General features: G+C 67.3%; 17 protein-coding genes. 7 read left to right on the top strand and 10 right to left on the bottom strand.

What is annotated here, in order from left to right; translation table 11 throughout:
* Positions 1 to 214: 214 nt before the first annotated feature.
* Positions 215 to 1,048 (top strand): response regulator transcription factor, encoded by an 834-nt coding sequence (locus tag ACVK00_RS25840; RefSeq protein WP_228910270.1) that lies wholly within the window; start codon positions 215 to 217, stop codon positions 1,046 to 1,048.
* Positions 1,041 to 3,368 (top strand): sensor histidine kinase, encoded by a 2,328-nt coding sequence (locus tag ACVK00_RS25835; RefSeq protein WP_354123364.1) that lies wholly within the window; start codon positions 1,041 to 1,043, stop codon positions 3,366 to 3,368. Before ACVK00_RS25840 ends, ACVK00_RS25835 begins: the two co-directional genes overlap by 8 nt.
* A 95-nt stretch (positions 3,369 to 3,463) precedes the next feature.
* Here ACVK00_RS25835 and yjfF read toward each other — a convergent pair whose 3' ends face one another.
* The 4 genes from yjfF to ACVK00_RS25815 all read right to left on the bottom strand — a co-directional run bounded on the left by yjfF (position 3,464) and on the right by ACVK00_RS25815 (position 8,239).
* A complete protein-coding gene (gene yjfF, locus ACVK00_RS25830; protein ID WP_284890903.1) occupies positions 3,464 to 4,552 on the bottom strand; it encodes a galactofuranose ABC transporter, permease protein YjfF in 1,089 nt (362 codons plus the stop codon).
* A complete protein-coding gene (locus ACVK00_RS25825) occupies positions 4,549 to 5,589 on the bottom strand; it encodes an ABC transporter permease (protein WP_228910272.1) in 1,041 nt (346 codons plus the stop codon). Before ACVK00_RS25825 ends, yjfF begins: the two co-directional genes overlap by 4 nt.
* Positions 5,586 to 7,100 (bottom strand): sugar ABC transporter ATP-binding protein, encoded by a 1,515-nt coding sequence (locus ACVK00_RS25820; protein ID WP_228910273.1) that lies wholly within the window; start codon positions 7,098 to 7,100, stop codon positions 5,586 to 5,588. Before ACVK00_RS25820 ends, ACVK00_RS25825 begins: the two co-directional genes overlap by 4 nt.
* Before the next feature lie 176 nt (positions 7,101 to 7,276).
* Entirely contained in the window at positions 7,277 to 8,239 is a 963-nt protein-coding gene (locus ACVK00_RS25815) for an ABC transporter substrate-binding protein (RefSeq protein WP_228910274.1), read from the bottom strand.
* Positions 8,240 to 8,748: 509 nt separating this feature from the next.
* Between ACVK00_RS25815 and ACVK00_RS25810 the strand changes: the two genes are divergently transcribed.
* Entirely contained in the window at positions 8,749 to 9,825 is a 1,077-nt protein-coding gene (locus ACVK00_RS25810; RefSeq protein ID WP_284890902.1) for a DNA topoisomerase IB, read from the top strand.
* A 21-nt stretch (positions 9,826 to 9,846) separates the two neighbouring features.
* Here ACVK00_RS25810 and ACVK00_RS25805 read toward each other — a convergent pair whose 3' ends face one another.
* Positions 9,847 to 10,155, bottom strand: a complete 309-nt coding sequence (locus tag ACVK00_RS25805; protein WP_011661066.1) for an H-NS histone family protein — start codon at positions 10,153 to 10,155, stop codon at positions 9,847 to 9,849.
* A 118-nt stretch (positions 10,156 to 10,273) separates the two neighbouring features.
* Positions 10,274 to 10,507 (bottom strand): flagellar transcriptional regulator FlhD, encoded by a 234-nt coding sequence (locus ACVK00_RS25800; RefSeq protein ID WP_284890901.1) that lies wholly within the window; start codon positions 10,505 to 10,507, stop codon positions 10,274 to 10,276.
* 359 nt (positions 10,508 to 10,866) lie between these two features.
* Between ACVK00_RS25800 and galU the strand changes: the two genes are divergently transcribed.
* The 4 genes from galU (at position 10,867) to ACVK00_RS25780 (ending at position 15,011) form a co-directional block, all read left to right on the top strand.
* A complete protein-coding gene (gene galU / locus ACVK00_RS25795; RefSeq protein WP_228910277.1) occupies positions 10,867 to 11,751 on the top strand; it encodes a UTP--glucose-1-phosphate uridylyltransferase GalU in 885 nt (294 codons plus the stop codon).
* Positions 11,752 to 11,776: 25 nt separating this feature from the next.
* Positions 11,777 to 12,364 (top strand): phosphatase PAP2 family protein, encoded by a 588-nt coding sequence (locus ACVK00_RS25790; protein ID WP_228910278.1) that lies wholly within the window; start codon positions 11,777 to 11,779, stop codon positions 12,362 to 12,364.
* A gap of 254 nt (positions 12,365 to 12,618) precedes the next feature.
* Complete coding sequence (locus ACVK00_RS25785; RefSeq protein ID WP_284890900.1) at positions 12,619 to 13,812, top strand: hypothetical protein; 1,194 nt, start codon at positions 12,619 to 12,621, stop codon at positions 13,810 to 13,812.
* Entirely contained in the window at positions 13,809 to 15,011 is a 1,203-nt protein-coding gene (locus ACVK00_RS25780) for a sialidase family protein (protein ID WP_284890899.1), read from the top strand. The genes ACVK00_RS25785 and ACVK00_RS25780 overlap by 4 nt, the downstream gene beginning before the upstream one ends.
* 71 nt (positions 15,012 to 15,082) lie before the next feature.
* Here the strand turns inward: ACVK00_RS25780 and ACVK00_RS25775 are convergent, their stop codons facing one another.
* Genes ACVK00_RS25775 through kdsA form a run of 4 tightly spaced genes read right to left on the bottom strand, consistent with a single transcriptional unit; the run spans position 15,083 to position 18,185 of the window.
* Positions 15,083 to 16,015 carry a KpsF/GutQ family sugar-phosphate isomerase gene (locus ACVK00_RS25775; protein ID WP_284890898.1) on the bottom strand — a complete coding sequence of 311 codons (933 nt, stop codon included), beginning with the start codon at positions 16,013 to 16,015 and terminating at the stop codon, positions 15,083 to 15,085.
* Complete coding sequence (gene kdsB, locus ACVK00_RS25770) at positions 15,996 to 16,799, bottom strand: 3-deoxy-manno-octulosonate cytidylyltransferase (protein WP_284890897.1); 804 nt, start codon at positions 16,797 to 16,799, stop codon at positions 15,996 to 15,998. Before kdsB ends, ACVK00_RS25775 begins: the two co-directional genes overlap by 20 nt.
* Complete coding sequence (locus ACVK00_RS25765) at positions 16,783 to 17,334, bottom strand: KdsC family phosphatase (protein ID WP_284890928.1); 552 nt, start codon at positions 17,332 to 17,334, stop codon at positions 16,783 to 16,785. Before ACVK00_RS25765 ends, kdsB begins: the two co-directional genes overlap by 17 nt.
* 5 nt (positions 17,335 to 17,339) lie before the next feature.
* Positions 17,340 to 18,185: a 3-deoxy-8-phosphooctulonate synthase gene (gene kdsA, locus ACVK00_RS25760; RefSeq protein WP_284890896.1), complete on the bottom strand. Its 846-nt coding sequence runs from the start codon at positions 18,183 to 18,185 to the stop codon at positions 17,340 to 17,342.
* Between the last annotated feature and the right edge of the window lie 99 nt (positions 18,186 to 18,284).

The raw sequence follows: 18,284 nt of genomic DNA, 5'->3' as shown, positions 1-18,284 counted from the left end.
GGTATTTAATATCCAATTCGGCACTTTTTCCCAGGCCATTTTCCCGGCGCGGCCGCGCTGCCACGAAGGTTGCGCACGCTGTCAAACATGCCCACACGCGACGCACGGAATCCCCACCGCGGGCGCTATTGTCGACATATAATTTTTTGCAACAATCGTGCACATAGATGCATCGAGTCCGACCCCGGCCTACCTCCCCAACGCGTTCGCAACCATGTCATCCCGCTCGTCCAGTCCGGCGTCGCTGCGCGCCACGCCGGATCTCGTTGGCGCACACATTCTTGTCGTAGACGACCGACCGAACGACCTGCGGCTCCTGACGGAGATCCTGCGTTCGGCGCGGTGCCGGATCAGTGTCGCGTTCGACGGCCTGCAGGCCTATCACCGCGCGCAGGCAGTCTCGCCCGACCTGATCCTGATGGATGTCCGGATGCCGCGCATGGACGGCTTCGCCGCGTGCCGCCTGCTGGCATCAACGCCGTCGACGCAGAACATACCCGTCATCATCCTGACCGCCGCCGCCGATCTCGACGATCGCATCGCGGGGCTCGAAACCGGTGCGCTCGACTACATCGTGAAGCCGTTCGAACCGGTCGAGGTCATTGCGCGGATCCGCAATCATCTGAAGCGCGCGCGGCGCAGCCAGCCGTTCGCGCACCTGCCCGAGCTGCCCGACCATCCGGACGCCGCGCTGGTGCGCGCGGCGAGCGACGTCCTGCTGCGCGAATTGCGCAATCCGCCGACGCTCGAGGAGCTCGCGCGGCAGGTCGGCACGCACGAAAAGCGGCTGTCGCGCGTGTTCCGCGATCATCTCGGCCAGACCGTGTTCGAATACCTGCGCGACACACGGCTGCGCGCCGCGAAGCACTTTCTCGCGGAGACGTCGATGGGGATCGGCGACATCGCCGAGGAAATCGGCTTCTCGACGCCGGGCAATTTCGCGACGGCGTTTCGCGAACGGTTCGGCATCACGCCGTCCGACTGGCGGCGCCAGCGTCCGACGGTCGACGCACTGCCCGCATCGCATGATCACCCGCGCGATGCCTAGGCGCCGCGCGTCGGGCTGGCACACCTTCCTGCTGCTCGCGGTGGCGCTGATCGCCTGCGCGACCCACCGTGCCGAAGCGACGGAAAACGCTGCACAACTGGACGCGGTTTCGATCGTCGAGGATCCGGGCACCAAGATGTCCGCCGACCAAGTCGCCGCGCGACTCGCGGCTGCGCCACGCGGCGCGTCCGCGGCGCGCCCGTCGTTCAACGTCGAGTTTTCCCGCTCGGCATGGTGGGTCGGCACGACGCTGGTCAATCACGACAGCGTCGAGCGCCCGCTGGTGCTGGAGATTCACGACGCCCGTCTCGACCATGCAGACTTCTATGTCGAGCGCGGCGGCGCGTGGACGCTCGCCGGACGCTTCCCGGCCGACCTCCGCGACGTGGACCATCCCGCTTCCCGATATCCGACGCTCGACACGACGCTGCGCCCGGGCGAGCGGATGCCCGTGCTGATCCGCATCACGTCGCGCAAGGAAATGCGACTCGCGCCGTCCGTGTACACCCCCAATGCATGGCATGCGCACGAACTGCGCGCCGCAATGTGGAACTTCGCCTTCTTCGGCGGCCTGCTGGCACTCGTCTGGTGCGCGCTGCTGATCGGATTCTTTTCGCGCAGCGGCGTGTTCGTCGTGCTGGCCGTGGTGGCCCTGAGCATGACGCTGTTCGAGGCGACGTACCGCGGCTATACCGTGATGTATCTGTGGCCCGGCGCGTACGAATGGTCGGCACGCGCCGAGGTGATCTTCGCGTATCTGTCGGTCGCGTGCTTCTTCGCATTCATCCTGATGGTCGCGCACCGCGAGAAGGCCGGCATGCCGATGCGCGCCGTCTACATGGCGTTCTTCGCGCTCGAATGCATCGGCATGGTCGGCGCCGCGTACGGCGACCTGCTCACCTTCACGTGGTTCTGCCTGCGGTTGAACAGCGTGACGGCGGTCGTGAACATCGGCCTCGCGCTGACCTTCGCGATCCGGCGCACGCCGACCGGCCGCGTGATGCTGCTCGCCGTCATGTTCGCCAGCTTCAACATGCTGGTGCGCGTGCTCGACGGACGCGATGCGATACCGGCCTGGCTGTTCTGGCTGAAATCCGACGTCCATCCGAATCCCGTGATCTCGATCCTCGGGTTCGCCACGCATCTGGTGGTGCTGGCCGCCTGGATCCACCACGTGGGCCGTCAACGCACCGAGGCGCGCAAGCGGCTCGAGCAGTGGCAGCTCACCGAACAGGATCGCCTGCGCGACGAGGTCGCGAAACGCACGTTCGCGCTCAACGACGCGCTGCACCAGGCGAGGACGCACATGCAGCAGAAGATCGAAACGCTCGGCTATGTGAGCCACGACCTGCGCGCACCGCTGTCGACGATCAACGGCTACGCGAAGCTGCTGCTGCAAAGCGCGACCCGCAGCCAGGCGCGGCTGATCCGCTCGATCGACCGCAGCATCCGCTACCAGCTCACGCTGATCGACGAGTTGCTGCAGTACACCAAGTCCGAACTGCAGCCGCTCGGCATCTCGCCGGATGCGACCGACCTGCCCGGCCTGCTGAACGACATCGGCGACTATGCGCTCGCGCTGTGCTCGCAGCAGGACAACCGGTTCGACTACCGGCCGCTGACGCCGCTGCCGCGCAAGCTGTCGATCGACGGCATCCGGCTGCAGCAAGTGCTGCTCAACCTGTTGTCGAATGCGTCGAAGTTCACGCGCGACGGCACGGTCACGCTGTCGGTCGGCGCGTATCCGCACGAGCATGCGTGGCGCATCGTGTTCGAGGTCGCCGATACCGGGATCGGGATCGACATCGGCAAGACGACCGACATCTTCCGCGCATACCAGCAGGTTCAGGCGGTGAATGGCGGAACCGGGCTCGGGCTGTTCATCGCGCAGCGGATCGTCGGCGCGATGAACGGCGAGCTCTCCGTGTCGAGCCAGCCGGGTGTCGGCACGACGTTCACGTTCCAGATCGTCGCACCGGCGCTCGGGCATGCGCTGATCCCGGCGTCGGCGCTGATGCGGCCGGCCGAGCCCGTCGAACCGGACGAACCGCTGAGCGCGGCGCATGCGATGCGCTGCCCGCCGCCCGGTGCGCTCGACGAGCTGGCCGTGCTCGCGAGCGAAGGCCGCCTCACCGACATCGAGGAATGGCTCGGCCAGCATGCGCACGCGCCGCGCCATGCCGCGTTCGTGCAGGCGATGCGCGAGCGTCTCGACGCGCTCGATCTGCACGCGATCGAGCGGCTGGCCGAGTCGCTGAAACGAATGGGTATCGCCGATGCGTCGTTCGACGCGGAGCCGGACATGGCAAGGTCGGCGTGATCGACGCCTGCGCCGTGCTGTCGCGCCGCCGATGAAGCCGCCGACAGCGGAGCATGCACGCCATCCCAGGTGCGTGCAGACGAACGCGACGGTCGTTACAACCGCCGCATCGTCGACACCAGCGCCGCGTCGTCGCCCGCCGCAGCGGGCCTGACCTCCGCGGCCTCGCGCTTGCGGCGTTTCGGATCGAGCCCGGTGCCGCCGGTACGCCGCCGCGCCGCATGCCGCTCGATGACCCGCTGCAGCAGGCAGAACACGCACAGCAGCGCGCCGATCACGATCCGCGTCCACCACGAGCTCAGCGTGCCGTCGAACGTGATCAGCACCTGGATCGTGCCGAGAATGCCGACGCCGAACACCGACCCGATCACGTAGCCCACGCCGCCCGTGAGCAGCGTGCCGCCGATCACCGTCGCGGCGATCGCGTCGAGCTCCATCCCCTGGGCCTGCAGCCCGTAGCCGGACAGCACGTACAGCGTGAACACCACGCCGCCGAGCGCCGAACAGAAGCCGCTCAGCGCATACACGCCGACCTTCGTGCGCGCGACCGGCAGCCCCATCAGCAGCGCCGAGCGCTCGTTGCCGCCGATCGCATAGACGTTGCGGCCGAAGCGCGTGAAATGCGCGACGTAGATCGCCGCGGCCAGCGTCGCGAGCGCGATCAGCGCGCCCGCGCTCAGCGTCCCGCCGCCGATCGGCACGCTGATGCCCGCGAGCGCATGGAACGTCGGCTCGTTGATCGTGATCGACTGCGTCGTGATCAGGAAGCACGCGCCGCGCGCGAGAAACATCCCGGCCAGCGTGACGATGAACGGCTGCAGCCGGAAGTAATGGATCAGCGCGCCCATCGCCGCGCCGTACAGCGCGCCGAACAGGAGCACGAGCGGCACGATCGCCCAGACGGGCCAGTGCAGCCGCTCGGCGCCGACCGCGCAGAAGATCGTTGTCAGCGCAACGACCGAGCCGACCGACAGGTCGATGCCGCCCGACACGATCACGAACGTCATCCCGATCGCGACGATCAGCAGGAACGCGTTGTCGACGAGCAGCCCGGTCAACACCTGCATCGAGAAGAAGCCGGTGTACATCACGGATCCGAAGCCGAACAGCGCGGCGAACAGCACGATCGTCACGACGATCGGCAGCGTGCGCGGGTCGGCGAGCCGGGCGAGGAATCGGTTCATCGGGGCGTGGCTCCGGTGGTGGCGCGCGAACGCGCGGAAGGCAGCAGCCGCGACGCGTGCCGGAGCACCAGCGCGCGCGCCGCGTCCGACTGGATCAACGTCACGACGATCACGACGATCGCCTTCACGACGAGCGTCGCCTCCGGCGGCACGCCGATCGAATAGGTCGTGTAGGTGAGCGTCTGGATGATCAGCGCGCCGAGCACCGAGCCGGCGAGGCTGAAACGGCCGCCGAGCAGCGACGTGCCGCCCAGTGTCACCGCGAGGATCGCGTCGAGCTCGAGCAGCAGCCCCGCGTTGTTGCCGTCGGCGCTGCGCACGTTCGAGCTGGCGAGGATGCCCGCGAGCGCCGACATCACGCCGGAACACAGATACACGCCGAACACCACCGCGCCGGCGCGCAGCCCCACGAGCCGCGTCGCGACCGGATTCACGCCGATCGCGCGGATGAACAGGCCGAGCGCGGTGCGGTTCACCAGCAGCGCGGTCGCCGCGATCGTCGCGATCGCGATCCAGACCGAGCACGGCACGGCCGCGAGATAACCGCCGCCGATCTCCAGATAGCCGGGCGCACCGATCGGGATGATTTGCCCGCCGGTCAGCAACTGCGCGATGCCGCGTCCGGCGACCATCAGGATCAGCGTCGCGATGATCGGCTGCATCCCGACGAACGCGACGAGCACGCCGTTCCACGCGCCGGCGAGCACGCCGACGCCGAGCGCGGCGGCCAGCGCCACACCGAGCCGCGACGGATCGCCGTCGAGCACGATCGCCGCGGCCGCGCCGGCGATCGCGACGATCGCGCCGACCGAGATGTCGATCCCGCGCGTCGCGATCACGAGCGTCATGCCGAGCGACACGATCACGAGCGGCGCCGCGCGGTTGAGGATGTCGATCGGCGCGCCGAACAGGTGGCCGTCGAGCAGCGAGATCGACAGGAAGCCCGGCCGATGCGCGACGTCGAGCGCGAACAGCAGCGCGAGTGTCAGCACCGGCCATACGAGCGGATGACGAAGCAACGTGCGTAGCCGCATCATGACCGGCCTCCCGCGATCAGTTGGTACACGTGTTCCTCCGACGCGTCGTCGCCGCTCAGTTCGGCGACCTTGCGCCGGTCGCGCAACACCGCGATCCGGTGGCTCACGCGCACGACTTCGCTGATCTCCGACGAGATGAACAGGATGGCGAGCCCCTGCGCGCACAGCGCGAGCACGCGCTCCATGATGTCGAATTTCGCGGCGACGTCGATTCCGCGGGTCGGCTCGTCGAGAATCAGCAGCTTCGGTTCCGTCGCGAGCCAGCGCGCGAGCAGCACCTTCTGCTGGTTGCCGCCCGACAGCAGCCCGATCGGCTGCTCGGCGTCGCGCGCCTTGATGCCGAGCCGCGCGATGTAGGTATCGGCGAGTTCGCGCTGGCGCGCGCGGCTGATCAGCCGCCACCAGCCGCGCCGCGCCTGCAGCGCGAGCACGATGTTCTCGCGGATCGACAGCGCGGCGACGATCCCCTCTTTCTTGCGATCCTCCGGGCAATACGCGATCCCGTTGCGCACCGCGTCGTGCGGCGACGCGAGCCGCTTGCGCGCACCGTCGATCTCGATCGCGCCGGTGTCGGTGCGCTCCGCGGCAAATGCAAGCCGCGCGGTTTCCGTGCGCCCCGAGCCGAGCAGCCCAGCCAGCCCGACGATTTCGCCGGGCCGCACGTCGAGATCGAGCGGGCTCATCATCCCGCGCCGGCCGACCTGCTGCATCGACAGGAACGGCGCGGCCGCGCCGGCATCGCGCTGCACGGCCGCCGCGCCGGCCTGCAGCGTGCCGGACATCGGCGCGCGGCCGGTCATCTTCGCGACCAGGCTGTCGACCGGCAGGTCGCGCGCGAGATACTCGCCTTCGCGCTCGCCGTTGCGCATCACCGTGATCCGGTCGGACACCGCATAGGTTTGTTCAAGAAAATGCGTGACGAACAGGATCGCGATGCCCGACGCCTTCAGCCGGCGCAGTACGTCGAAGAGCCGCGCGACCTCGCCGTCGTCGAGGCTCGACGTCGGCTCGTCGAGTATCAGCACGCGCGCGTCCACCGACACGGCCCGCGCGATCGCGACCATCTGCTGCACCGCGATCGGATACGCGTCGAGCGAGCGCGTGACGTCGAGCGACAGGTCGAGCTCGGCGAGCGCGTCGCGCGCACGCGCATGGATCGTCTTCCAGTCGATCGCACCACGCCGCATCGGCTGCCGGCCCGCGAAGATGTTCTCGGCCACCGACAGGTTCGCGCACAGGTTCACTTCCTGGTACAGCGTCTGGATCCCGGCCGCCTCGGCCTCGCGCGGCGCGGCGAAGCGCACCGGCGCGCCGCCGACGTGAATCTCGCCCGCGTCGTGCGCATGCACGCCGGTCAGCACGTTGATCAGCGTCGACTTGCCCGCGCCGTTCTGGCCCATCAGTGCATGGATCTCGCCCGGAAACAACCGGAAATTCACGCGCTGCAGCGCGTGGACACCGGGAAACGCCTTGTCGATGCCGATCATCTCGACCACCGGCGGATTCGTCATGGAACGACCTCGCTTCGAAGCGGTTGCCGGACGGCGGCAGCCCGCGCTACCGCCCGCGTCCGTTGGGACTCTCAAGAAAACGCCGGGCCGCCCCAAGTTTTCCGCCCGGTACGAAGTCCCCTTGGGGGATTGCCCCCCTCGGGGGGCCTGTCGCGAAGCGACAGGTTTGGGGGCGCTCAGTACTTGCGGGTCGGCAGCACCTGCGCCGCGACGTTCATCGGGAACACCGTCTCGTTCGTGACGATGCGCTTCGGCAACTGCTTGCCGGCGACCACGTCCTTCACCGCCGTCATCAGCTGCGGGCCGAGCAGCGGGCTGCATTCGACGTCGACGTTGATCTTGCCCGCGACCATCGCCTGGAAGCCGCCCTTGGTCGCATCGAACGACACGACGCTCACGTCCTTGCCGGGCTTGATGCCGGCTTCTTCCATCGCCTGGATCGCGCCGAGCGCCATGTCGTCGTTGTGCGCATAGACGACGTTGATCTGCTTGCCGTAGGTCTTCGCGAACGCTTCCATCACCTGCTTGCCGCCGGCGAGCGTGAAGTCGCCGCTTTGCGACGCGATCACCTTGAACTTCGGATTGCTCTTGATCACCTCCAGCAGGCCCGCGCGGCGATCGTTGGCCGGCGCGGAGCCGACCGTGCCCTGCAGCTCGACGATGTTGATCGGGCCCGGGTCGTTCTTGTAGTGCTCTTCCATCCAGTGGCCGGCGCGCCGCCCTTCCTCCAGGAAGTCGGAGCCGATCATCGTCACGTACAGCGACGGATCCTTCACGTCGACGCCGCGATCGGTCAGGATCACCGGGATATGCGCCGCCTTCGCTTCGGTCAGCACCGGCTCCCAGCCCGACTCGACGACCGGCGAGAACGCGATCACGTCGACCTTCTGCGCGATGAACGAGCGGATCGCGCGGATCTGGTTCTCCTGCTTCTGCTGCGCGTCCGAGAATTTCAGGTTGATGCCGGCGTCCTTCGCCGCGCCCTTCACCGACACGGTGTTCGCCGTGCGCCACGCGCTCTCCGCGCCGACCTGCGAGAACCCGAGCGTGATCGGCTTTTGCTGCGCGTGCGCGCCGGTGGCCAGCACCGTCGCCGCGGCGACGATCGCGCCGACCGCCAGCTTCCTGATGAATGTCATGGTCCGTCTCCGATGGTGTCGTTGTATGCCGCTGCGCCGGCCTTGCGCGGTGTGTGCTGCGCTGTTCTGGTTCTGCGTGGCGCGGAAGCGGTGCGGGGCTGCCCGGCCGGCGCTTGCGCGCCAACCCGGTATGCATGCCCCGGATCAGTCTAGGAACAAGTCCGATAACCTTCCAATGAAATCTTGGATTGAAGCGATATCGGTATCGGCATACGTATAAACACCTAAGCGGTTGGTGGGCCGCTGCATCACGGCTGGCAGGCACGGCCTCGACCGGCGTCGCCCGCGTTTTGGCGGTCGCGGCAGCGGCCCCGTTGTGCAGGCAGCGCGGAACGCGCGAAGTCAGCTCGGTGGCGACTCCATCGACGGCGCACGAATCTTGCTGCCGCGCTGGCAGGACCGTTCGCGCATCGCGGCGGCCCGCCTGCAACAAGGAGAACAACAATGCCCGCCATGCATGAACGCAGTACGCTGCGCGCGGATGTTCCGGTCGACTGCCGCATCGCAGCATGAAGAAGCGTACGCCCCGCGGTGCCGCCGAAGCCCTTGCAGCAGCCGTCGCGAGTTCGGCCGCGCCGCTGCGCCACGTCGACGACCGCCGCCCCGGCTACACGCGCCGGCGGCTGCGCAACGGTTTTGCGTACTACACGAAGGACGGTGGACGGATCCGCGACGCCGACGAAATCGCCCGCATCAACGCGCTCGCGATTCCGCCCGCGTACACCGACGTCTGGATCTGCATGGACCCGCGCGGCCATTTGCAGGCGACCGGCCGCGATGCGCGCGGACGCAAGCAATATCGCTATCACCCGCTGTGGCGCGAGACGCGCGACGCGAACAAGTACGCGCGGATGGCGGCATTCGCCCGCGCGCTGCCGCGCATCCGTGCGCGTGTCGACCGCGATCTCGCGCTACCCGGGATGCCGCGCGACAAGATCGTCGCGACGATCGTGCGGCTGCTCGACACGACGCTCGCGCGGATCGGCAACGCCGAGTATGCGCGCGAGAACGCGTCGTACGGGCTGACGACGCTGCGCAAGCGCCACGTGACGATCCGGCCGGGACAGGTACGCCTGCGCTTTACGGGCAAGAGCGGCATCGAGCACGACGTGACCGTCGAGGACCCGCGCATCGGCCGGATCGTGCGGCGCTGCGCGGAGCTGCCGGGGCACGAGTTGTTCCAGTATCTGGACGACGACGGCGTGCGCCATTCCGTCGGCTCGTCCGACGTAAACGACTATCTGCGCGACGCCGCGGGCGCGGAGTTCACCGCGAAGGATTACCGGACGTGGGCGGGCAGCGTGCAGGCGCTTGCGCTGTTGAGGCGCATCCCGCATCAGGGCGTCACGCATGCACGCAAGCAGATCGTCGAAACGGTGCGGACCGTCGCCGACATCTTGCGCAACACGCCGGCGGTGTGCCGGCGCTGCTACATCCACCCGGTGGTGCTCGATACGTTCGAGGCCGGGTTGCTCGCGACGCTGGAGGTGCGCCGCACGCCGAGAGGGCTGCGCGCGGACGAAGCGGCATTCGCGGCGTTGCTCGAGCAGGCTGCGCGCCGCGATCGACGACGGACGAGTCGATAAGCAGCCCGTTACCCGCTCACATCAACCGGCATTGCGCTCGATCAGGAACCGCTCGCGACGGCCGCCTTTGATCCAGCGCGGCTCGCGACCGCGTCCGCTCCACGTCGCGCCGGTTTTCGGATCGCGATACCGGGGCGCCGATCCGCTCGTGCGCGGCGTCGCTTTTGCGGTGCCGCCGTGGCGGCCGAAGATCTGTCCGGCGGTCAGGCCGTATTCGGCGACCCGGCTGCGAATCTCCTCGATGACGGCGTCGAGTTCGGCGAGTCGTGCTTCCTCGACGCGCCTCATCAATTCATCGGCTTGCGCCTTCAGTTCGCGATAACCGGACATGCGATTCCTTCCTATTGATATGACGTTATAAAAGACCGAATGAGCGCGGGATTGCTGCGATGCAATCCACTTGAAGGCCGTGAGACGAACGCTCATTCGGGAAAACCGGAAAAACGGATCACGCGCGGCCCGGCGCGTTTTCGATGCGGAATTCACACACCAGTTCGCCGCCGGCCGCGAGTTCATCGATCTGATCCAGCGTCAATGCATCGATCGATGCGGCAATTTCATCCGAAATGCCCAATTGCCGCTTGCCCTGCTCGTAGTCGATACGCAGCATGCGCTGCGCCAGCACGAGATACGCACGATTGAATTGCGCGATTGCATCGAAGATATCGCCCTGTTCCGTCATGACCGCTCCCGAGCCGACGGCGGTTGGTGCGTGCCGCGTGTGCGGCGCCGTGACCGGCCGTCCAGTAATGAATGCCTGAATCTATGTCATGCGATCGGCGTCATGCCGACAATTCCTAGATGGCATCCGACATTCTTGAAATCGGCGCGTGCAATTCGCGATTCGTAATTCGTCGCTGTCGGATTCAGCCTAGATTCGGTCACCCCCCGAAACCGGAACGCCCATACGATTTTTCGGACGGCGCGCGAATTCGTTTGCGCGAACGATACGGCACCGGCGAACGATGATTGCATGTACGCGTCGCCGCCTTTCCTCGGCATCGTTGATGCCAGATCCTGAATGGATGGAATCCGATAACCATGTTGAAAGTGACGAAAGCCGTATTTCCGGTTGCCGGTCTCGGCACACGGTTTCTGCCCGCGACCAAAGCGAGCCCGAAAGAAATGCTGCCGGTCGTGGACAAGCCGCTGATTCAATATGCGGTCGAGGAGGCGATCGACGCCGGCATCACCGAAATGATTTTCGTGACCGGCCGCAGCAAGCGCGCGATCGAGGATCACTTCGACAAGTCCTACGAGATCGAAGCGGAGCTCGAAGCGCGCGGCAAGGAGAAGCTGCTGTCGCTGGTTCGCAGCATCAAGCCGAGCCATGTCGACTGCTTCTACGTGCGCCAGGCCGAAGCACTGGGGCTCGGCCATGCCGTGCTGTGCGCGGAGAAGCTGGTCGGCAACCAGCCGTTCGCGGTGATGCTCGCCGACGACCTGCTCGACGGTCCGACGCCCGTGCTGCGCCAGATGATCGACGTGTTCGATCACTATCACGCGTCGGTGATCGGCGTGGAGGAAATCGCGCCCGACGCATCGAAGTCGTACGGTGTGATCGACGGCAAGCGCTGGGAGGACAACCTGTTCAAGCTGTCCGGGATCGTCGAGAAGCCGGAGCCGGCGAAGGCGCCGTCGAATTTCGGCGTGGTGGGCCGCTACGTGCTGAAACCGAAGGTGTTCGAACATCTGCGCGCGCTGCGGCCCGGCGCCGGCGGCGAACTGCAGTTGACGGACGCGATCCAGTCGCTGCTCGCGGACGAGCAGGTGCTCGCCCATCGCTACGAAGGCATGCGCTTCGATTGCGGCAGCAAGCTCGGGTATTTGAAGGCGACGGTCGAGTTCGCGCTGCGGCATCCGGAAGTAGCCGCGGATTTCGAAAGCTATCTGGCCACGCGCATGTCGGCGCTGCTGGTCGCCTGACCGGGCGGCCGTCACGAACCCGGTCATGTGGACCGCCGTCAGCGATCTCGGCGACGCGGCGCTGACGTTGCCGCTGGCCGTCGTGTGCATCGTCTGGCTCACGCGCTCGACGGCCGGCCGGCATCTCGCGGCGTCATGGGCGCTGATGCTCGCGGCGGGCATGGCGCTCGTCGGCGCCACCAAGATGCTGTATGCCGGCTGCGGGATCCAGATCCGTGCGATCGATTTCCGCGTGATCAGCGGGCACACGATGCTCGCGTCGGCGGTCTGGCCGATGGCATGCGTGCTTGCGCTGGGCTGCGGCGTGCCGCTGCGGGCGAGGACGTCGCTGTCGCTCGGGCTCGCGCTCGGCGCGCTGATCGGCGTCGCACGCGTGTTCGACGACGCGCACACGCCGTCGGAAGTCGTCATCGGCTGGCTCGTCGGCTCGGCGGTCGCGCTGGCGTTCGTGTGGCGGCATGGCGCGCCACGTGTCGACGCGCGGTATCGTGCGCTCGTCGCCGGCTCGCTCTTGGCCGTGTCGGCCGTAGCGTATGGCCGTCATGCGCCGATTCAGGCGGCGATCGAGATGTATTCGCCGTTTTTGTGCGGGCGGTTCGCGCTGCAGCCGTGACAGCTGCCGACCCCGCCGAAAAAAGACAGAATCCCGCGCCAATCGGACAACCCTGCTCGCCCGGCCGCCCAACCCGCTATGCTTGATCGCCGGAATCGCTTCGTCCCGCATGACGGACGCGTGTTCCGCGTGCGAACCGCCGCGCAAGCCGGCCCTGCCCGACAGGCGGCTTGCCCGCGTCGCACCGCATCTCGCCGCGCGACGCCGGAACGGCCGGCACGCGGCGAATCCGGAATCTCCGATCGGGCGCACGCATGTCGACCTTGCTCTTTTCAGCCAGCGTACTGTTCTTCTCTCTCAACGCGTTCAGCGTGCGTGCGACCTTCGCCGCGTACTTCCTGCTGTGCGCGCTCGCCTTTCTGCGCGCACCGACGCTGATGAACCGGCAGCGGCACCTGTTTCCGGTGTGCGCGTACTGGCTGATCAGCACCTGTCTCGCGTTCATCCTGTCCGCGTTCGGCGATTTCTACGTGAACTTCTTCATCAAGTTCGTGCTGATCCAGACGTATATCGCGCTGTGCTACTGGATGTTTGCCGGCGGCGTGCTCACACGCGAATCGCTCGACACCGCATGCAAGACGCTCATCTACGTCCACGCCGCGTTCTTCACGTTCCAGCTCGTCTATTACCTCGGGACCGGCACCTTCGTCGACTTCGACAGCTACGTGCGCGAAGCCGACTCCGAAGCGCTCTACGCGACCAAGGCGCTGTCCGACAGCCTGATCTCGATCCGCGCGCTGGGCCTGTATTCCGAACCGTCGTTCTATGCGATGACGGTCGTCCCGAGCGCCGTGGTCCTGCTGCTGTCGCAGCGGCGCATCACGCTCGCGCCCGTCGTCGGGTTCGCAACCGCGCTGCTCAGTTTCTCGGTCGCGTCGATGGCGGTCTGTGCGGCTCTGTGCGGGCTGCACGTGCTCACCGGGCGCGGGCGGCTGCGGACCCGGATCGCCGTCATCGTCGTCGCGCTCGCCTGCATGCCGTGGCTCTACAGCGTGTACGACCAGCGAGTGAACCAGTCGGTCGACTACGATGCGGTCGGCAGCCGCACGCTCGTGCTGACCGAGCTGTCCGAACGCGACGCGGTCGCGGGCGTGTTCGGCGGCGGCCTGTTCTGGGACGAGCGCAACAACGTCGGGAAAACACACCTGCGCGGCTATCAGGTGCGGGACAGCTCGTTCTACATCTACCTCGTGTTCGCCGCGGGCGTCGCCGGCTTCGTCGTGTTTTTCGGTACGCTCGCCATGCTGTTCCGCCGCAAGGGCCGGCGCAAGTATCTGCTCTATCTGCTGCCGATCCTGCTGTTCAAGTATCACGTGCTCTATGGCATGCTCTGGCTCACCATCCTGCTGTTCGTCGTGCTGGCCGACCAGGACGCGCCGTACCGGCGCACGGTCGCCCGTCCCCTCCCCAACATGGCCGGCGGCAAGCCGCTCGCGCACCCGACATGACCTCACACCGACATGCGCCGACGTTACGCGCGCTGAAACGGTCGCTCATCGCGGCGCTATGCATCGGCTGCGCGTCGATGGTCGCCCATGCGGAAGCCGTCCCCGCGCCGCCCGGCGAGGTGATTGCGCACAGCCGGGCCGCCACGCGCGTGTACCTCGGCTCGCCGTCGCTCGCCGTGCTGCCGAACGGCGACTATGTCGCGAGCTTCGACACGTTCGGCGCCGCGTCGGCGCAGAACCGGGTGTTCGTGTTCACGTCGCACGACAAGGGTGCGACCTGGTCCAGGCTCGGCGACGTGCCCGACCAGTACTGGTCGTCGCTGTTCGTGCTGAACGGCGCGCTATACCTGATGGGCACCAACCGCTCGATGGGCACGCCGTCGATTCGCCGGTCCGACGACGGCGGCGCGTCGTGGACCACGCCGGTCGACGCGTCCACGGGGCAGTTGCCCTATCCGGGGCGCTTCATCACCGGGCCGGTGCCGGTCCTCGTCGATCGCGGACGCGTGTGGCGCGCCTATGAAAGCGTCGAGGACGACGACCTGCGCGCGCTGGTGATGTCCGCGCCCGTCGATCGCGACCTGCTCGATGCACGCAACTGGCGCGTGTCCACGCATCTGCCGTCGGACAAGCGCTGGCTCGACGGCAATTTCCAGTCCTGGGAAGAAGGCAACGTGGTCGCCAAACCAGGCGCAGCGCCCGCCGTCATGCTGCGCGTGAACGCAGCGAACGGCCCCGAGAAAGCGGCGCTGGTGACGACGAGCGACGACGGCCGCACGCTGTCGTTCGACCCGGCGCGCGATTTCGTCGACCTGCCTGGCGCCGGCAAGAAGTTCACGATTCGCTTCGACCCGCAGTCGAATCAATACTGGACGATCACCAACGCGGTGCCGAAAGGCATCGGGCGGACGAACCTCGAGCGGGTGCGCAATACGCTGGTGCTGCTGTCGTCGCCCGATCTGCGGCAGTGGGCCGCGCGGCGCGTCCTGCTGCAACACGCCGACACGAAACGGCACGGCTTCCAGTACGTCGACTGGCAATTCGACGGCAGCGACCTCATCGCGGTGCTGCGCGTCGCGTTCGACGACCCGGAAGGCGGGGCTGCAAGCCAGCACGACTCGAATTTCATCACGTTCCTGCGCGTGCGGCGGTTCCGCCAGGATGCCTCGTCCAGTGCACTGACGCAAAGCCTGCAATAGCGCGCGCCGGTATCGGCCGCGCCTCCCGCGCCTCCCGCCCGTCGAGCGACGCGGCGGGAGAGGCCGGCGCCTTACTTCTTGAACACACCGACGACGTCACCGCCGTCGACCACCAGCAACGCGCCGATCCGCTGCTGCTGCATCAGCAGCAACGCATCCTCGACGCGAGTGCCGGGCCGCACCGTCGACGGCTCGATCGACATCATGTCGGCCGCCGTGCGCCGCAATACGCCATCGCCATGCCGCTCGATCGCGCGGCGGATGTCGCCATCGGTCACGATGCCCCATCCGGCGAGGCGCTTCACGATCGCGAGCCCGAGCCGCCCGCGCGTCATCGCATCGAGCACGTCGAGCGTCGACGTGTCCTCCGTCACGAACGGCAGGTTCCGGCGCGTCATTTCGTCGTCGACCGTGGACAGCAGCCGGCGGCCGAGCGAGCCGCCCGGATGGAAGCGCGCGAAGTGTTCCGGCTGGAAACCGCGCGCCCGCATCAGCGTCACCGCCAGCGCATCGCCCATCGCGAGCGTCGCCGTCGTCGACGCGGTCGGCGCGAGCTGCAGTGGGCACGCCTCGCGTTCGACACCGATGTCGAGATGGACCCGCGCGGCGTTCGCGAGCGTCGATGCAGGATTGCCGGTCAGCGCGATCAGGTCGTTGCCGTTGCTGCGCAGGAACGGAATCAGCTTGATCACCTCGTCCGTTTCCCCGGAATTCGAAATCGCGAGAAACGCGTCGTCCGGCGTCACCATGCCGAGATCGCCGTGATAGGCCTCGCCCGGATGCATGAAGAAAGCGGGCGTGCCCGTGCTCGACAGCGTCGCGGCGATCTTCCTGCCGACGATACCGGACTTGCCCATGCCGCACACGACGACGCGGCCGCTCGACGCGAGGATGATCTCGACCGCTTCCTCGAAATTCGCGTCGAGCCGTGCGGCCACGCCGGCCAATGCCCGCGACTCGATCTCGAAGACCTGCCGGGCGGATTCAATATGGTTCTGTCGCATCGTGAGTTTGTCGTTTGAGAAGGGAGACGACACGGGCGACGTCGTCCGGCGTATCGATGCCGGCAGGCGGCGCGTCGGGCCAGCGCATCACGTCGATCGGCATGCCGAGCCAGAGCGCGCGCAACTGCTCGAGCTTCTCCAACTGCTCGAGTTCGCACGGCGCCGCGCTTGCCAGCGCCTGCAAGGTCGCGTTCGCGTAGCCGTAGAGACCGATGTGCCGCAGGAACAGGCCGTTCGAACGGGCTGCGTCCGCCGGCCGCCCGTCACGGCAGAACGGAATCGCCGCGCGCGAGAAGTACAGCGCACGTCCACGGTGATCGACGACGACCTTGACGATGGCCGGCTCGTCGAGCAGCGCGACTTCGTCGATCGGACAGGCGACCGTCGCTACACCGAGGTCCGGCGCCGCGCCGCAAAAGCCTGCGAATGCCTGCAGCAGCGCCGTCGGCACGAGCGGTTCGTCGCCCTGCACATTGAGCACCGCATCCGTGCCGGACCAGCCAGACACGCGCGCGACTTCCGCCGCGCGATCGGTGCCGGACGCATGGCCGGTATCGGTCATCGCGAAGCGGATCCCGCGCGCGTCGAGTACCTCGGCAATGCGCGCATCGTCGATCGCGACGACGATGTCGGCATCGGGCAGCGCGCGGCGCACGCGCGCATGCACGCGGACGATCATCGGTTCGCCGTCCAGATCGACGAGCGGCTTGCCCGGCAGTCGGGTCGACCCGTACCGGGCCGGAATCACGACGCGCACAGTCCGCCCGTCATTGAACGATGTCATGACCGCTCCATCGTTCGAGCAACGGCCGGTACGCGTCGTCAAGCGACAGCCCCGCCTCGGTCAGCAGATGCTCGGCCACCTCGCGCGCGACGCCGCGGCCGCCGGCCGTGCGCGCGACATGGTCGACGCGCGCACGGACGAGCCGATGCGCATCGGCCGGCGCATACGACACGCCGACGCGTTCGATGACGGCCAGATCGTTCACGTCGTCGCCGACATACGCGATCTCGTGATCGTCGACCTGTTGTCGCGCCTTGATATCCGCGTAGCCGGCGCCCTTGTCGTCGCAGCCGGTCACGAGCACGTCGATGCCGAGCTGCTTCGCCCGCCACGCGAGCGCGCCGCTGTGCTTGCCCGACAGGATGCCGGCGCGGATGCCATGCACGCGCAGCAGCGCGACCGCGACGCCGTCGTGCGCGTGAAAGCTCTTCATGAACTCGCCTTCCGCCGTCACATGCAGCAAGCCGTCGGTCAGCACGCCGTCGACATCGAACAGCACCAGCCGCACGGGGCCGCGATACATCGCGCCGCTCATCGCGCTCACCGGATATCGAGCGGCGCGAGCCGCTTGACCAGGTCGTCCACCGCCTTCATCTGCTGCAGGAACGGGGCGAGCAGCGCGAGCGGCAACGCGCTCGGGCCATCGCAGCGCGCGCGGTCGGGATCCGGGTGCGCTTCGAGGAACAGCCCGGCCAGCCCGACCGCCATCCCGGCACGCGCGAGATCGAGCACCTGGCGCCGCCGGCCACCGGACGCAGCGCCGTGCGGATCGCGCATCTGCAGGCTGTGCGTGACGTCGAAGATCACCGGGCAGTCGCCCGTCGCGTCGCGCATCTGGCGAAAGCCCAGCATGTCGACGACGAGATTGTCATAGCCGAACGACGCGCCGCGCTCGCACAGGATCACCTTGTCGTTGCCGGCCTCGCGGCACTTCGACACGACGTGCTCGATCTGCGTCGGGCTCATGAACTGCGGCTTCTTGATGTTGACCGCGTTGCCGGTCTGCGCGATCGCGACCACGAGATCCGTCTGGCGCGCCAGGAACGCCGGCACCTGCAGCACGTCGACGACCTTCGAGACCGGCTCGGCCTGCCACACTTCATGCACGTCGGTGATCACGGGCACGCCGAACCGGCGTTTGACCTCGTCGAAGATGCGAAGCCCTTCGTCGAATCCCACGCCGCGATACGAGTGGATCGACGAACGATTGGCCTTGTCGAACGAGGCTTTGAACACCAGCGGAAGGCCGAGACGGCGCGTGACCTCGACGAACGTGTTGCAGACGTCGAGCGTGAAGTCGAGACTCTCGAGCACGTTGAGGCCGCCGAACAGGACGAACGGCAAGTCGTTGCCGACGGTGACGTCCGGCGTAATGGTTACTTTCATCAGAATTTGCTCCGAGAAACCCCGCCATTTCCCCCAAGGGGACTTCCTTCGGGGCGGATGGCGGGAAGGAAAGCAGTGCTGTTGACAGGCAGCTTCTTC

The organism is Burkholderia sp. PvR073, assembly GCF_054055695.1.
This window is presented reverse-complemented; position numbering and strand designations above follow the sequence as displayed.

What these genes read in the sequence shown, in the direction of transcription:
- ACVK00_RS25840 (WP_228910270.1), top strand. Translation starts at nt 215, where the DNA reads ATGTCATCCCGCTCGTCCAGTCCGGCGTCGCTGCGCGCCACGCCGGAT.
- ACVK00_RS25835 (WP_354123364.1), top strand. Translation starts at nt 1,041, where the DNA reads ATGCCTAGGCGCCGCGCGTCGGGCTGGCACACCTTCCTGCTGCTCGCG.
- yjfF (WP_284890903.1), bottom strand. Translation starts at nt 4,552, where the DNA reads ATGAACCGATTCCTCGCCCGGCTCGCCGACCCGCGCACGCTGCCGATC.
- ACVK00_RS25825 (WP_228910272.1), bottom strand. Translation starts at nt 5,589, where the DNA reads ATGATGCGGCTACGCACGTTGCTTCGTCATCCGCTCGTATGGCCGGTG.
- ACVK00_RS25820 (WP_228910273.1), bottom strand. Translation starts at nt 7,100, where the DNA reads ATGACGAATCCGCCGGTGGTCGAGATGATCGGCATCGACAAGGCGTTT.
- ACVK00_RS25815 (WP_228910274.1), bottom strand. Translation starts at nt 8,239, where the DNA reads ATGACATTCATCAGGAAGCTGGCGGTCGGCGCGATCGTCGCCGCGGCG.
- ACVK00_RS25810 (WP_284890902.1), top strand. Translation starts at nt 8,749, where the DNA reads ATGAAGAAGCGTACGCCCCGCGGTGCCGCCGAAGCCCTTGCAGCAGCC.
- ACVK00_RS25805 (WP_011661066.1), bottom strand. Translation starts at nt 10,155, where the DNA reads ATGTCCGGTTATCGCGAACTGAAGGCGCAAGCCGATGAATTGATGAGG.
- ACVK00_RS25800 (WP_284890901.1), bottom strand. Translation starts at nt 10,507, where the DNA reads ATGACGGAACAGGGCGATATCTTCGATGCAATCGCGCAATTCAATCGT.
- galU (WP_228910277.1), top strand. Translation starts at nt 10,867, where the DNA reads ATGTTGAAAGTGACGAAAGCCGTATTTCCGGTTGCCGGTCTCGGCACA.
- ACVK00_RS25790 (WP_228910278.1), top strand. Translation starts at nt 11,777, where the DNA reads ATGTGGACCGCCGTCAGCGATCTCGGCGACGCGGCGCTGACGTTGCCG.
- ACVK00_RS25785 (WP_284890900.1), top strand. Translation starts at nt 12,619, where the DNA reads ATGTCGACCTTGCTCTTTTCAGCCAGCGTACTGTTCTTCTCTCTCAAC.
- ACVK00_RS25780 (WP_284890899.1), top strand. Translation starts at nt 13,809, where the DNA reads ATGACCTCACACCGACATGCGCCGACGTTACGCGCGCTGAAACGGTCG.
- ACVK00_RS25775 (WP_284890898.1), bottom strand. Translation starts at nt 16,015, where the DNA reads ATGCGACAGAACCATATTGAATCCGCCCGGCAGGTCTTCGAGATCGAG.
- kdsB (WP_284890897.1), bottom strand. Translation starts at nt 16,799, where the DNA reads ATGACATCGTTCAATGACGGGCGGACTGTGCGCGTCGTGATTCCGGCC.
- ACVK00_RS25765 (WP_284890928.1), bottom strand. Translation starts at nt 17,334, where the DNA reads ATGAGCGGCGCGATGTATCGCGGCCCCGTGCGGCTGGTGCTGTTCGAT.
- kdsA (WP_284890896.1), bottom strand. Translation starts at nt 18,185, where the DNA reads ATGAAAGTAACCATTACGCCGGACGTCACCGTCGGCAACGACTTGCCG.